14 protein-coding genes are annotated in these 13975 nt (G+C 71.1%); 10 read left to right on the forward strand and 4 right to left on the reverse strand.

What is annotated here, in order from left to right:
- Nucleotides 1–191: 191 nt before the first annotated feature.
- Both ACN27F_RS05290 and ACN27F_RS05295 read left to right on the forward strand, forming a co-directional pair.
- Nucleotides 192–878 (forward strand): GOLPH3/VPS74 family protein, encoded by a 687-nt coding sequence (locus ACN27F_RS05290; RefSeq protein ID WP_421431479.1) that lies wholly within the window; start codon nt 192–194, stop codon nt 876–878.
- A 189-nt stretch (nt 879–1067) separates the two neighbouring features.
- Nucleotides 1068–3482 (forward strand): Tex family protein, encoded by a 2415-nt coding sequence (locus ACN27F_RS05295; protein ID WP_421431480.1) that lies wholly within the window; start codon nt 1068–1070, stop codon nt 3480–3482.
- Nucleotides 3483–3554: 72 nt separating this feature from the next.
- On the opposite strand, the gene ACN27F_RS05300 is transcribed toward ACN27F_RS05295, so the two are convergent.
- Nucleotides 3555–4673 carry a hypothetical protein gene (locus ACN27F_RS05300; protein WP_421431481.1) on the reverse strand — a complete coding sequence of 373 codons (1119 nt, stop codon included), beginning with the start codon at nt 4671–4673 and terminating at the stop codon, nt 3555–3557.
- 209 nt (nt 4674–4882) lie between these two features.
- Here ACN27F_RS05300 and ACN27F_RS05305 point away from each other — a divergent pair, with 209 nt between their 5' ends.
- From ACN27F_RS05305 to ACN27F_RS05325, 5 genes are all read left to right on the forward strand, one after another.
- Nucleotides 4883–5614 (forward strand): response regulator transcription factor, encoded by a 732-nt coding sequence (locus tag ACN27F_RS05305; RefSeq protein ID WP_421439992.1) that lies wholly within the window; start codon nt 4883–4885, stop codon nt 5612–5614.
- The gene (locus ACN27F_RS05310) at nt 5607–7052 is read left to right on the forward strand and encodes a sensor histidine kinase (RefSeq protein ID WP_421431482.1); all 1446 of its coding nucleotides are present in this window, start codon (nt 5607–5609) and stop codon (nt 7050–7052) included. Before ACN27F_RS05305 ends, ACN27F_RS05310 begins: the two co-directional genes overlap by 8 nt.
- Nucleotides 7053–7129: 77 nt before the next feature.
- Nucleotides 7130–7657 carry a hypothetical protein gene (locus ACN27F_RS05315; protein ID WP_421431483.1) on the forward strand — a complete coding sequence of 176 codons (528 nt, stop codon included), beginning with the start codon at nt 7130–7132 and terminating at the stop codon, nt 7655–7657.
- A 2-nt stretch (nt 7658–7659) separates the two neighbouring features.
- Nucleotides 7660–8238 carry a hypothetical protein gene (locus ACN27F_RS05320; RefSeq protein WP_421431484.1) on the forward strand — a complete coding sequence of 193 codons (579 nt, stop codon included), beginning with the start codon at nt 7660–7662 and terminating at the stop codon, nt 8236–8238.
- Nucleotides 8239–8397: 159 nt separating this feature from the next.
- Nucleotides 8398–9201 (forward strand): SDR family oxidoreductase, encoded by an 804-nt coding sequence (locus ACN27F_RS05325; RefSeq protein ID WP_421431485.1) that lies wholly within the window; start codon nt 8398–8400, stop codon nt 9199–9201.
- A gap of 23 nt (nt 9202–9224) precedes the next feature.
- On the opposite strand, the gene ACN27F_RS05330 is transcribed toward ACN27F_RS05325, so the two are convergent.
- Nucleotides 9225–10526: a hypothetical protein gene (locus tag ACN27F_RS05330; RefSeq protein WP_421431486.1), complete on the reverse strand. Its 1302-nt coding sequence runs from the start codon at nt 10524–10526 to the stop codon at nt 9225–9227.
- 60 nt (nt 10527–10586) lie between these two features.
- Nucleotides 10587–11708, reverse strand: coding sequence for a cellulose binding domain-containing protein (locus ACN27F_RS05335; protein WP_421431487.1), 1122 nt, complete (start codon nt 11706–11708; stop codon nt 10587–10589).
- A gap of 230 nt (nt 11709–11938) precedes the next feature.
- Here ACN27F_RS05335 and ACN27F_RS05340 point away from each other — a divergent pair, with 230 nt between their 5' ends.
- Complete coding sequence (locus ACN27F_RS05340; RefSeq protein WP_421431488.1) at nt 11939–12298, forward strand: hypothetical protein; 360 nt, start codon at nt 11939–11941, stop codon at nt 12296–12298.
- Nucleotide 12299: 1 nt separating this feature from the next.
- Nucleotides 12300–12749 (forward strand): NUDIX hydrolase, encoded by a 450-nt coding sequence (locus ACN27F_RS05345; RefSeq protein WP_421431489.1) that lies wholly within the window; start codon nt 12300–12302, stop codon nt 12747–12749.
- A gap of 45 nt (nt 12750–12794) precedes the next feature.
- On the opposite strand, the gene ACN27F_RS05350 is transcribed toward ACN27F_RS05345, so the two are convergent.
- Nucleotides 12795–13535 (reverse strand): hypothetical protein, encoded by a 741-nt coding sequence (locus ACN27F_RS05350; protein ID WP_421431490.1) that lies wholly within the window; start codon nt 13533–13535, stop codon nt 12795–12797.
- 106 nt (nt 13536–13641) lie between these two features.
- Here ACN27F_RS05350 and ACN27F_RS05355 point away from each other — a divergent pair, with 106 nt between their 5' ends.
- On the forward strand, nt 13642–13842 hold the full coding sequence (locus ACN27F_RS05355) for a DUF397 domain-containing protein (protein ID WP_421431491.1): 201 nt from the start codon (nt 13642–13644) through the stop codon (nt 13840–13842).
- Nucleotides 13843–13975 lie beyond the last annotated feature (133 nt).

Here is a 13975-nt window from a genome sequence, read left to right on the forward strand (position 1 = left end):
AGCAGACGCTAACCCAGCCGCAGCCGCCGGACCCGGTCCGGGGGCCGATGTGCGGTTGCCCCGACAAAAGAGTGGGTTGAGCGGATTGATCCCGCCCCGTAAGGTTCCGCTTCAACAAGGTCATCCTTGCCGGGCCGCTCCACCGGCTCGGCTCGGCTCGCGCACCAGAAACCGCCGCAGGGGACGATCCGATGCGCCGTGCTCGAACTCCATCGGAGTTGACGCTGACCGAGGAGTTCTTCCTGGTTGCGCTCGACGAGAGTACCGGCCGGCCGATGATCGACCGGGACATGCTCGGTGCCGGGCTGGCCGGTGCCGTCATCGCCACCCTCATTCTGGCCGGGCGCGCGGCGGTGCAGGACGCCACGCTGGTCCCGGTCGACGGTCAGCCGCTCGGCGACCCGGTCGCCGACCCGCTGCTGGCCGAACTGCGCCGGGAACGCCGGGCACCGGTCACCGCCTGGATCGACCTGATGCGTCCGGGCCTGTCCGCCGTGATCGCAGAGGACCTCGCAGCGCTCGGCGTGATCCGGATCCAGTTGGTACGCCAGCAGCTCACCCGCCGGGTGGTCGCCCGCTTTCCCGCCGCCGATCCGGTCCGCGCCGTCGGGCCACGGGTCCGGCTGGGGCACGCCCTGGGCAGGGTGGTCGCGGTAGACGCACGCACCGCCACCCTGGCGCAGATAACCCAGGCGACCGGGGTGCACCGCTGGTTCGTCACCATGTACGGACCGATCGTCCGGGAGCAGTTGGCGGCAGCCGCGAGCGCGTTGGTACCCGAGTTGGCGGCGGTGGTGGCGGCGATCACCGGTCCGGCACCGCGCTCGCGGATCGCGGTCCGGTTCTGGCCGCAGCGCGACACGTCCATCGCCTGGTGACCACAGGTACGCGGGCACGACCCGGCGCCGGGTCACGCGACACCGTCGGCCCGCGACCGGCACAATGTTGTCGGACCACGCACCGTGGTCCCCGGTGGTCCGCTGGCCGACCGCCGGGTCACAGGCACCGGGGTGGGCAGGCACCGCAGCACTGCCCCGGTCGCCGAACGTTGGAGCGGGGAACTCGACGTGACCACAGCGGTTGATCAGCGGATCGCCGAGGAGCTGGGAGTACGAGCGGGACAGGTGGCGGCGGCCGTCGAGCTGCTCGACGGTGGTGCGACCGTGCCGTTCATCGCCCGTTACCGCAAGGAAGCGACCGGCATGCTCGACGACGCGCAGCTGCGGACCCTGGAGGAACGGCTGCGCTACCTGCGTGAGCTGGAGGAACGCCGCAGCGCCATCCTGGAGTCGATCCGCAGCCAGGGCAAGCTCGACGAGGCGTTGACCGGGCAGATCATGGCCGCCGATTCGAAGGCCCGGCTGGAGGACATCTACCTGCCGTACAAGCCGAAGCGGCGGACCAAGGCCCAGATCGCCCGCGAGGCGGGCCTGGAGCCGCTGGCCGAGTTGCTGCTCGGCGATCCTACGCAGGAGCCACGGACGGCCGCCGCCGGCTACGTGGACGCGGACAACGGCGTCGCCGACGCGGCGGCGGCGCTGGACGGCGCCCGAGCCATCCTGGTCGAACGCTTCGCCGAGGACGCCGACCTGATCGGCGAGCTACGCGAGCGGATGTGGGTGCGCGGCCGGCTGACCGCCCGGGTCCGCGAGGGCCGGGAGAGCGACGGCGCCAAGTTCGCCGACTACTTCGACTTCACCGAGCCGTTCACCAAGCTGCCGTCGCACCGGGTGCTGGCCATGTTCCGGGGTGAGAAGGAGCAGGTGCTCGATCTGACCATGGAGCCGGAGGAGGTGCCCGAGGGCGCCGTCGCCGGGCCGAGCAGCTACGAACCGCTCATCGCCGGCCGGTTCGGCATCGCCGACCAGAACCGGCCGGGCGACAAGTGGCTGGCCGACACGGTGCGCTGGGCGTGGCGGACCAGGATTCTCATCCACCTCGGGGCCGACCTGCGCATGCGGCTGTGGCAGGCGGCCGAGGACGAGGCGGTGCGGGTCTTCGCCGCCAACCTGCGGGATCTGCTGCTGGCCGCGCCGGCGGGCAGCCGGGCCACGATGGGCCTGGACCCGGGGATACGCACCGGAGTGAAGGTGGCCGTGGTCGATGCCACCGGCAAGGTGACGGCCACCGAGACGGTCTACCCGCACGAGCCGCGCCGGCAGTGGGACGCCTCGATCGACGCCCTGGCCCGGCTGGCCGCGGCGCACCGGGTCGACCTGGTCGCGATCGGCAACGGCACCGCGTCGCGGGAGACCGACAAGCTGGTCGCCGACCTGATGACCCGGCACCCGGAACTGTCGCTGACCAAGGTGATGGTGTCCGAGGCCGGCGCCTCGGTGTACTCCGCATCGCCGTACGCCTCGCAGGAGCTGCCGGATCTGGACGTGTCGCTGCGCGGCGCGGTCTCCATCGCCCGGCGGCTGCAGGACCCGCTCGCCGAACTGGTCAAGATCGACCCCCGGTCGATCGGGGTCGGCCAGTACCAGCACGACATTTCCGAGACCAAGCTGTCCCGCTCGCTGGACGCGGTGGTCGAGGACTGCGTCAACGGGGTCGGGGTGGACGTCAACACCGCGTCGGCGCCGCTGCTGACCCGGGTGTCCGGCATCGGCGCCGGGCTGGCCGAGAACATCGTGCTGCACCGTGACACGCACGGGCCGTTCCGGTCGCGGGAGGCGCTGCGGTCCGTACCCCGGTTGGGGCCCAAGGCGTTCGAGCAGTGCGCCGGCTTCCTGCGGATCCGCGACGGCGACGATCCACTTGATTCGTCCGGTGTACACCCGGAGGCGTATCCGGTGGTGCGCCGGATCCTGGCCGACACCGGTGCCGAGTTGCGTACGCTGATCGGCGACACGAAGACGCTGCGCCGGATCAAGCCGGACAAGTTCGTCGACGCGATGTTCGGCCTGCCGACGATCACCGACATCCTGGCCGAGTTGGAGAAGCCGGGCCGCGACCCACGGCCGGCGTTTCGCACCGCCAGCTTCGCCGAGGGCGTGGAGACCCTCGCCGACCTGCGTCCGGGGATGGTGCTCGAAGGTGTGGTGACCAACGTGGCCGCCTTCGGCGCGTTCGTGGACATCGGAGTCCATCAGGACGGCCTGGTGCACGTGTCGGCGATGGCCAAGACCTTCGTCAAGGACCCTCGGGACGTGGCCAAGCCGGGCGACATCGTCCGGGTGAAGGTGCTCGACGTCGACGTGGCCCGCAAGCGGATCTCCCTGACCCTGCGGCTCGACGACGAGCCGGCTGCGGGCCGGCCACCGGGCCAGCGTGACGGCGGGACGGGACGCGGCGGCACGGACGGCGGTCGCGGTGCTTCCTCCGGCCAGTCCCGGCAGGGCCGAGGCGGGCAGCCCCGGCAACAGGGCGGCGGGCAGCAGGGACGCGGCGGGCAGCAGGGACGCGGCGGCCGTGGGTCCGGCGGCGGGTACGGCGATGGCGCGCTCGCCGACGCGCTGCGCCGCGCCGGCCTGGCCTGATCCGACGTTCGCACGGCGGTGTGCGGGAGTCCGGTCGGACGCCCCGCACACCGGTGTCCGGCTCGCTCGGGGTCAGATGTTCGACGAATAGGTTACGAAGAAGTCGTTTGGTGTCTGCGCGCCGGCGGCGTTGAAGCAGATGACGTTACGGATCAGCACCGTGCTGCCGGACAGTGCCCAGGGCGCCTGCAGGTTGCAGTAGTCCGGGGTGGTGCCGAACGCGGTCACCTGCACGGTAGTCATCCGGAACCCGACCATCGGCATGATGACCAGGTACTGACCGACGCCGGAAACCATGACGCTGTTGACGCCACCGGCGGAGTTGAAGTCGGTCGGGCCGCCGAGTGCCGGGGTCCAGAGGTAGGCGAAGTTGACCGGCGGCACCGCGCCGAAGACCGGCCGCTGCCGATGGTAGGTCAGGTTGAAGAAGCTGTCCGCCATCGCACCACCGGGGTCGAAGCAGAACACGTACGCCAGGATGCTGCCGCCGGTGGACGTCCAGCGGGCGACCTTGCACCGGCGCGGGCTGTTCGGGTGCTCGGCGGTGACCTGCAAATTGCCATCGACCACAGGATTGCCGAGCAGGTTGAGTTGCACCTGGTAGAAGCCGACGCCGAGTTGGGTCACCACGTTGCCGCCGCCGGCGGAGTTGTAGGAATGCAGTAGCGCGCCGATCGGGTTGACCCTGACATATCCGAACGCGTCAGCGCCCGGGGGCAGCGGACCGGAACTGGTGGTGTAATCGACGACGAAACGGGAATTGTCCGGTGCGCCGCCGGGCCGGTAGCACTGCACTTCGACGATCTGGTTGGTGCCGGACGGGTAGAACTGCCAGATCTGGCACCAGTGCGGCGCGTTCGAGACCGCGGTGACGTGAGCGACGCCGTTGGCCGACGCGGTGCCGGGGAAGGAGACGCGGTAGCGTCCGAGGCCGATCTGGTTGACGGTCGCCCAGGCCGCGGGCATGGTCGCCTTCCAGCCGCCCCATTGGCGGCTGGTGTCCATGACCAGGCCAGCCGCCGGGGTCGGGGTCTGCAGGTAGGCGAAGCCCCACCGGTCCGGTACGGCGGCCTGGGCGGGCGCCGCGGCACCGGCTAACGCGGTGGTGGCCGCGAGCACAGCGGTCGCGAGCAGGGTCAGGCCCCGGCGTGCCAAGGCCCGCTTGGGGCGGGATCGACTGAGGACGGACATGATCCACCTCCATCTATGGATCGAGAGATTTCGTCAGCCTAATCAACACACACAGTTCACGTACAGTTATTGACCGTGATTGGACTTGACGCGGTATTCGGTCTGGCTCGCAATCCGGGAATCACCTACCACCAGCGGTTTTTACCTGATGCGTACCGGAAGCTGATGTCCCGCTCCCCCGCTGCCGGCATGATTGGCGGGTGACCACCGTGCCGCAATCGGACAGCCCCACCGCCCCGGACCGCGCCGGGGACTCGCGCCCGGCAGAACGCGGTCTGGTGCTCGTCGTCGAGGACGAGAAGCCGATCGCCGACCTGATCCGGCTCTACCTGACCCGCGACGGGTACGGCGTACACGTGTGCGCCGACGGTCCGAGCGGGCTGGCCGCCGCCCGACGGCTGCGTCCGGTGCTCTGTGTCCTGGACATCGCGCTGCCCGGCCTGTCCGGCACCGACATCTGCCGGCAGTTGCGCGCCGACGGTGACTGGACACCGGTCATCTTCCTCACCGCCCGCGACGACGAGGTCGACCGGATCGTCGGCCTGGAAATCGGCGCGGACGACTACGTGACCAAGCCGTTCAGCCCGCGCGAACTGGTCGCCCGGGTACGCGCGATCCGGCGCCGCAGCAGTGTGACGGCCGAGGCCGACGCGGCCCGCACCGTCGGCACGGTCGCCCTCGACCCGGCCCGGCGCACCGTCACCACGGCGGCCGGCCCGGTCACCCTCACCTCCACCGAGTTCGACCTGTTGGCCCACCTGATGCGCCGGCCAGGGCGGGTGTACACCCGGGAGGAGCTGCTCGCCTCGGTCTGGGGGTACGCCGCGCACGCCGGCACCCGCACCGTCGACGTTCACATCGCGCAGGTCCGGGCCAAACTCGGCGAGGCGGCCACCGTGATCCGCACGATCCGCGGGGTCGGTTACACCGCCGATGGCTAACCCTGGCACGCTGCCGCCGGTCGACGGCTGGCAGCGGCTGACCGGCACGCTGACCGCCCGTACCGTCGGGGTCGTCTGCGCGGTCGCCGTGCTCTCTGTGCTGGTCACCGCCTCGGTGGCGATCCCGCTCGGGGTCCGGTCCACCGAGCGGGGCGCCCGGCAGGCCCTGGCCGGCAAGGCGGACGTGGCGGCGGCGGCCCTGGCCACCGCCGAGCAGGCCGGCCAGCCGGTCGGCCAGCGGGCCGCGCTGGCCGACCGGCTGGTCGACGAACTCGCCGCCCAGGGCCTGCAGGTCTACCTGGTCCGACCCGGCGATCCGGCGCCGGCCGGACTACCCGAGCCGGTGGTGCGCCGCCTCGCCGCAGGGCAATCGGTCAGCCGCCGCCCGGTGTTGCTCGACGGCCGGCCCGCCCTGCTCGAAGGCCGCCCGGCCGGCGGCGGTTCCGTGCTCGTGCTGGTCCAGCCGCTGCGCACCGGAACCGGCCGGATCGTGTGGGGCAACCTGTGGCTGGCACTGGCCGCCGGGTTGGCCGCCGGCCTGCTCGCCGGGGTGCTGCTGGCCGCCCGGCTGTCCCGGCCGATCCGGGCGGCGGCCGACGCCGCGGTACGGCTGCGCGCCGGCGAGCGTACCGTGCGCGTCCCGGTCGAACCGCCGATCGAGGCGGCGCAGTTGGCCCGGGCGCTCAACGACCTCGCCGCCGCGCTCGCCACCAGCGAGGCCCGGCAGCGTGAGTTCCTGCTGTCCATCTCGCACGAGTTGCGGACCCCGCTGACGACCCTGTCCGGGTACGCCGAGGCGATCGCCGACGGTGTCGTCGACCCGGCCACCGCCCCGGACACCGGCCGGCTCATGCTCGGCGAGGCGCGACGACTCGACCGGCTGGTCAGTGACCTGCTCGCCCTCGCCCGGTTGGAGGCGTCCGAGTTCAGCCTCGATCCGGTCGAGGTGGATCTGGTGGCGTTGGTCGGCGACGCGGCGGCTGCCTGGCGGCCACGGTTCGCCGCCGAGGCGGTGACGTTGGAGGCCGCGACCCCACGGCGGTCGCTGCCGATCCGTACCGATCCGGGCCGGCTCCGGCAGGTGATCGACATCCTGTTGGACAACGCGCTGCGGGTGGTGCCGGCCGGCGGCACGGTGCGGCTGGCCGTGTCACCGCCGGGGCGGGACCCGGTGTCGACACCGCCGCAGGACGCCGACGGGGACATGGTCGCGTTGCAGGTCAGCGACAACGGTCCGGGGTTCGCCGACGACGACCTCGCGGTCGTGTTCGAGCGCGGCGCGTTGCATCGCCGCTACCGGGGGGAGCGCTCGGTCGGCACCGGCATCGGACTGGCGCTGGCCGCCGGGCTGGTCCGCCGCCTCGGCGGGCGGATCTCCGCCGGGCATGCCCTCGGCGGTGGCGCGGCCTTCACCGTATGGCTGCCACCCGTGCCCTGACCGACCCGGATGCTCTCTTACCTGACTCGAACATTGGTCTGACCGGACCTTCGCGGTCACCGCCGACAGTGGTTGCCATGAGACGAACTTCGTGGCTACGAGCCATTACCGCGACGCTGGCCGGTACGGCCATGCTGGTGGCGCTGGCCGGTTGCGCGTTCACCCGGCCGAGCGAGGCGGCCATCGCCGCCCCGCTGGACGCCGAGGTCGAGACGCTGATGCTGCTCGGATTCGACGACGCCGAGGACTACGCCGCCGACAGCGGTTGGCCACGCGGTCGGGGTCGCGGGCCCTTGGCCGGCCGGCCGGCGCTGCGTAAGAACCAGTTGCACGGCGAGGTGACCGTGCAGACCGACGACGGGCTGCGCACGATCGTCGGGCAGCGTGGCGAGGTGACCACCGTAGACGGCTCGTCACTCACCGTCGAATCGACGGACGGCTTCGTGCTGACCTGGGACTGCGCCGATCAGTGCCGGATCGTCGACCAGGGCACCAGGGCCGAAGACCTGTCGGTGGTGGAGGTCGGTGACCTCGTCGGCGTGGCCGGTGTCCGCCAGGACACCGACCTGGTCGCGCGGCTGGTCATCCTGCCGAAGGCGGATTGACGATGCCGACACGGGCCGGGCGCCGTCCGGCACGTCCACACCTGCGGCGGGGGCACCGGAGGTTCACCCTGCTCGCCACCGCGACGGTCGGACTGCTGCTCGCCAGCGGCTGCGCCAGCCCGCTGGTGGTGACCCGCAGCGGTGGCGACGCCGGGTCGGACAGCGGCATGGGGAGCTCCGGCACTACCGAGACGGACACGGTCAGCGACGGTACGACGACCGGCACCGGCGCGGTGACGCTGACCCTCACCGAGCCCGTGCCGGCGAACGGTTCCGGTCCCGCGGCGGTCACCTGCACCGAGTCCGGGCGGATCTACCAGGCTCAGACCAGCAGCACGCAGATCGGTGAACACCAACTGTCATTTACCGTACGTATCGCCCGCCACACCGGTGCCGGCAGCTACCTGGCCCTGGTCACGATGCGGGTGGACGGTACGGATGGGACGGTGAGCACGGTCAGCGGCATACCCGCCGTGCCGGCGGAGATCGACGCGGCCGGCAACGGGCAGTTCGCCATCGACGCCACCGGCGCCAACGGCCGGTCGCTGGTCGCCACGGTCGCCTGGACCTGTGCCGGATAGACCATCGCCGCAATCGACCGATATCAGCAATAGTCTTCTTTCCGGAAACACCCGCACTACCGGGCCGGCCGCCTCCGTGTGGCCGGCCCGCAACCATGTCCACCGGCGGGAAGGAGAACCAACTCGCGGCTGTCACGGTGACGCCGGTAAGGTGCACCGGTGGAGCGCACCGCGTTGGTCACCGGGGCATCGTCGGGCATCGGCCAGGCGACGGCGCGCGAGTTGGTCGCCCGCGGCTACCGTGTGCTGGGCACCAGCCGGAGTCCGGCCTCGTTGACGCCACGGCAGTGCACACCCGGCGTGGAGTACCTGCCGCTCGATCTGGCCTCGGACGCGTCGATCGAGGCCTTGGCCGAGCGGCTCGTCGACGTCGACGTCCTGGTCAACAATGCCGGCGAGAGTCAGTCGGGCCCGATCGAGGAACTGCCCACGGACGCATTGCGCCGATTGTTCCAGGTCAATGTCATCGGGCCGGTCCAACTGACCCAGCTCGTCCTGCCCGGCATGCGCGAACGCGGCTACGGTCGAGTGGTCATGATCGGCTCGATGCTCGCCTCGTTCCCGCTGTCCTACAGATCGTCGTACGTGGCGAGCAAGGCGGCGTTGAAAGGTTTCGCCGACGCCGCCCGCCACGAGTTCTCCCCGTACGGGGTGTGGCTGACCACCGTCGAGCCCGGCTCGATCAACACCGGGATCAGCGAACGCCGCACCAGGTACCTCCGCTCCGACTCGCCGCACCGGCACGATTTCGAGACGATGGTGACGGCGCTCGACCGCAACGAACGCACCGGCACCGACGCGCGGCGGGTCGCCAGGACCATCGTCACCGCGATCGAGGCCGCCCGTCCCAGGCCCCGGTACGCGGTCGGCAGCAACGCGCCACTCGTGTTCGCCCTGCGCCGGCTGCTGCCGTCAGCTCTCGTCGAGCGGGCAACCCACCGCAGGCACGGACTGCGCCGCTGACACCGGCCGGGTCGCCCAGCGGTTCACCGCCGCCGTGGCGGTCCGGCCGTGATCCGACGGGACGTTGCCGGCAGCCAGGGCAGCAGCGCGACGATGAACAAGAGAGACAGCAGCGGCAGCCGCCAGGTCCAGCTGATGTTCGCCACCGGTGGATCCGGTGGATCGGCGACCCACGGCAGGGCGGTCTTGGACCAGGCGAGGAACGCGTCCCCGATCGGCACCAGGCCGCCGGCGTACCGCTTGGTGTGCGGGGTGTCGACCGGCAGGCCGGCGAACTCGCCGTAGTTGGCCAGCGCGGCGGCCAACGGGGTGTCGCCGTGCACCTGGGCGGCGCCGAGCGCGACCACGGTCGCGGACAGGCTCACCCCGAGCGGCAGCGGCCCGGAGTCGACATCGGCCGGGCCGGCGGTGCCGACCCGGTACTCCAGCACCGCCGGTCCGAGCCGCAGCGGGGCGGCCACGAACTCGTCCCGGAAGGACAGATACTGCGCGCGGGCGAAAGCCGGGTCGATCTCCGGCAGGAACCGGTGGATCAGGCTCTGCGAGGTGCCGCGGGCCACCTCGGCCGGCGCGCCGGTCACCGGATCGGCCCGGTGCGGCAACAGGCCGGTCGCCGGGTCGAGGCGCTGTCGTACGCCGTCCAGCCAGCGGGCGACCGTGTCGCCGAACCGGGCCGGCAGCAGGCTGTCGTGCAGCCGCAGCGACGCCATTGCCACAGTGGAGTCGACTGGCCACGCCTGTCCGTGGTACGCCGGCAGGTACGGCGACCCGGCCGCGTCGAGCGACGCGTCGAAGGCCGCACCGAGGGCCGTCGCGGCTGCGGCGAACCGGGCCAGTTCGCCGGGGTCACGACTCGCCACCGGCTGCAGGCTGAGCACGCCGCCGCGTAGCCAGTTGGTCCAGCCCTGGTAGAACACGCCGTACGCCGGAACCAGGTCGGCGGGAAACGGCGCCCGGCCGGCGGGCGACTCCAGTCTGGCCAACGCCCACCGGGCCTCGGCCAGGGCCGTTTCCCGTTCGTCGGACGGGACACGTAGCCCGAGGTCGACCCAGGCCAGCCCGTACAGAGCGTGACTGAAAAAGTAGCCCTCCGGGAAGAGTCCCTGCGCCTGTTCGCCGGCCCCGTTGTCCAGGGCGCCGCGCAGAAAGGTCAGCTGCCGCCGTACGCCGGGCGGTTCCGCCTGCGGTCCGGCCGTGGCCGGTGCGACCAGACGCACCGCACCGACCACGGCCGCCGATCCGACCAGCACCGCGACCATCAACCGTAAGGCCTGGCCAATGCCCGACCTCGGCTGCGGGCCGGACCGACCACGTTGCTCAGGCATGGACCCATCCTCTCAACCGGGAGGACGGGTCCATGATCCGAGGTAACGCCGTGTCGTGCCTCAGCTGACCACGCAGGCGACCGACACCGAGCCGCCGCCGTTGCCGGAGGCCAGGAACCCGAAGCTGGCCGAGCCATCGGCCGCCAGACTGCCGTTCCAACTCGCGTTGCGGGCGGTCGCGACCGCGCCCGCCTGGGTGACCGTGGCGTTCCACGCCTGGCTGATCTGTTGGCCGCCGCCGAAGGTGAGCGTCGCGGTCCACCCCGACGAGGCCGTCGAGCCGGTGTTGCGCACGCCCACCTCGCCCTGGAACCCGCCGTTCCACTGGCTCACCACCCGGTAGCTGGCCGTGCAGTTACCGCTGGCCGGTGGCGTGGTCGGGGTGACCGGCGGGGTGCTGGTCGTCGTCGGTGTCGGGGTGACCGGCGGCGGACTGGTCGTGCTCGGTGTCGGGGTCGGCGTGGTAGGCGTGCCGAGCAACTGCGCGAGCGCGGGAGCGAACCGGTTGGCCATCTTCCGGAACCCCGCGTCGTTCGGGTGCACCCCGTCGCCGGTGTCCGTCGCGGCGTTGAAGCCGGTCCACTGGTCCACCACGACGATCGGTGACTGGGTGGTGGTCAGGCCGGCGGCCCAGCCGGGGATCCGGTTGTTGAGCGTCACCGTGTCATCGGGACAGGTGGCGCAGCCGTGGTGCGGGATGATCTGCGCGACCACGATCTTCATATTCGGATTGTTCGCCCGCATCTGCCCGATCAACTTGGTGAAGGCGGCCATGATGGTGTCCATCGACTGCCAGCCACCCCACAGGTCGTTCGTCCCCAGATGCATCACGACGACGTCCGGATTCGCCGCGCTCAACCACGGCGGCAACTGGTTGTTGTCGGCGATGCCGACCGCCGAGAAGCCGCCGTGGCCCTCGTGGTCCGGGTCGTACGAGAAACCGTAGTTGCAGCTGCCACCATCGGACGCGCTGCCGACGAAGTCGATGTCGGTGTGTCCGGCGCTGCGCAGCTGATCCCAGACGAGGGCGCGCCAGCAGCCGGGACCGGCGGTGATCGAATCGCCGAGCGGCATGATCCTGACCGGGGTAGCGGCCGAAACCGCAGGTGATGCCGCCACCACCAGACCCAAGGCCATGGCGAGCGCGGCAAGTACCGAGCACACGAGGGCTCTTCGTGACATGATCTGCGTTCCTTTCGAGGTCACGTCGGACCGGGCGACCACACCAGGGTTGGCCGCAGGTGCCGTGGGGACATCGATGGGAGCGCATCCCCAGCTTTGTTTAGCTTTCGAACTAAGTCAAGCAACACCTCAGGCAGCCCGAAGCTGCCCACCACCGGGCCCGGCGACCGCTCCCGACCAGGTCCGAAGCATCTGTCGGTGGCAGATCGGACCATCGGCACGACCTCACGATGGCGGCCGAAATCGCGAATGTCGCTTATCTCGCGCTCGGCCAGCATGATCGCGCCGAGGCCGTACGCCAACTGATCGAGCAGGGTGGCGCGGTCCGACACGATTGGCCCGGGGCGGACCTGATCCGCCAGTTGCGTCAGCAGTCGGAGAGCCATCGGTACGACCTGACCGACACGACCGAGTTCGCGACCGGCAACTCCCACATCGACGCCTGGTTCCGGGTCACCACCGACGACGTCGTGTTCGCCCGTACGCTTCTCAACCGCAGCTCGGACGCTGGCTGGTGGAGCCGTCGATCGAGCCCGCCCTCGACCACCTGTGCGACCTGGCCGACCATCTCCCCGGCTAACGTCTGCTGACGTGACCGCCTCCCCCGTGCACCCGGTTGACGTACTGCTGCTGCTCACCCATGCCGATGAGGTCCTGCTGGCGCTGCGGCACGGCACCGGTTTCGCGGACGGACAGTGGAATCTGCCATCCGGGAAACTGGAGCGTGGCGAGCACGCCCTCGACGCCGTCGCCCGCGAGGCGTACGAGGAGATCGGCGTCCGGTTCGATCCAGCGGACCTGCGGCTGGCCGCGACCGTGCACCGCCGTAACACGGACGGATCGACCCGGATCGGCCTCGTCTTCGCCGCCGAGTTCGTCCCCGCCCGACACACCGAACCGGTCAACGCCGAGCCGCACAAGTGTGCCGGGATCGGGTGGTTTCCCGCCGGCCGCTTCCCATCCAACACGTTGCCCTACACCGCCGACTGCGTAACGGCGGCGCGCAACAGCGCCGCGTTCACGCTCAGCGGGTGGTCGTAGGGCAGCTGCCACGGAGCCACGCTGTTCTGGGCGGCGTCCCGGTCGTCACCCGTACCCGGAGCAGACCGGCTGGGTCTCAAGGCGTACCTGGAGTCGCCCGGCGGACCCGCCCACATCGGCATTGCCGCCAACCCAGCACGCCCCACCAGAGCATGACCGGCAGGTGCAGGACGTACCCGGCCTGCTCCAGTGCTGCGGAGGGCCCAGCGGTCCCGGTCGTCCAGGGCAGGCCACCGCAGCGAGACCGGACGCCGCTGCGGCCACCCCGGCACGCCGCAGCCCGACCGGCAACGAGGTGCCGGACGCGGCCGTCGCGCACGCGGCCGTGCCGGTAGCAGCCGCCCAGAGCAGCCCGGCCAGGTTGACCGTCCACTTCGCGGTGAGCAGCACCCCTTCGGCCACGGCGGCGGCAGCCGGATCAGTGGGATCGGCGGCAAGCTGGGTGACCGCCAGGTTCCCGGCGTCGTGCAGCAGCCCGGCCAGGCCGGCACCGGACAGCAACCCGCCGGCCAGCGCCGCCACATGCGCTCGGGGACTGTCAGCACGCGCGGCCAGCATCAGGCCGGCGGCGAGCAGGGCGAGCCAGCCGAACGCGTCGAAGGCCAGCTCGATCAGGTGCAGCTCGACCCGAGCGTGCACGGCCGCCAGGACGGCAGCCGGCTCGGCAGGATTCAGAGTCAGCCCGGATGGCAGGACGACGCCGACACCGGCGAGCATGGCGACCAACGACCCCAGCAGCAGTACGCCTGTCAGCCGGGCGGCGGATTCGCGTTCGACAGCGTTCATGGCGGCACGCTAGAACCCTGCCGCAGGGGCAGGGTCGAGGCAACCCGACAGACCCCGACATCAATCACACAAACTGTCCGAATATTATCCGATTTACACCATAGACATGGAGTTGAGCACCACCCCTCGCTGGCGCAAGTCGACCCGCAGCAACCCCGCCGGCGGCAACTGCGTCGAGGTCGTCGACAACCTCCCCGGCCGGGTCCACGTCCGCGACACCAAGGACCGCGACGGCGGCACCCTGACCTTCGCCCCCGCCGCCTGGTCCGCCTTCGTCACCCTGGCCAAGACCACGTCCGTACGCTGAGGTGGGCATCTCCGGTTACACCTGTGCTCCTACCTGTGCCCGCCGACCAGGCGGACAGCACCGCTGCGGTCAAGGAGCTTGAGCGCCGGGGTCTGGTTCAGCGACCGAATCCCAGAAGTGTGCTGCTGATCCT

The organism is Solwaraspora sp. WMMB335, from assembly GCF_049179075.1.
In the GTDB taxonomy this organism is placed as follows: Bacteria; Actinomycetota; Actinomycetes; order Mycobacteriales; family Micromonosporaceae; genus Micromonospora_E.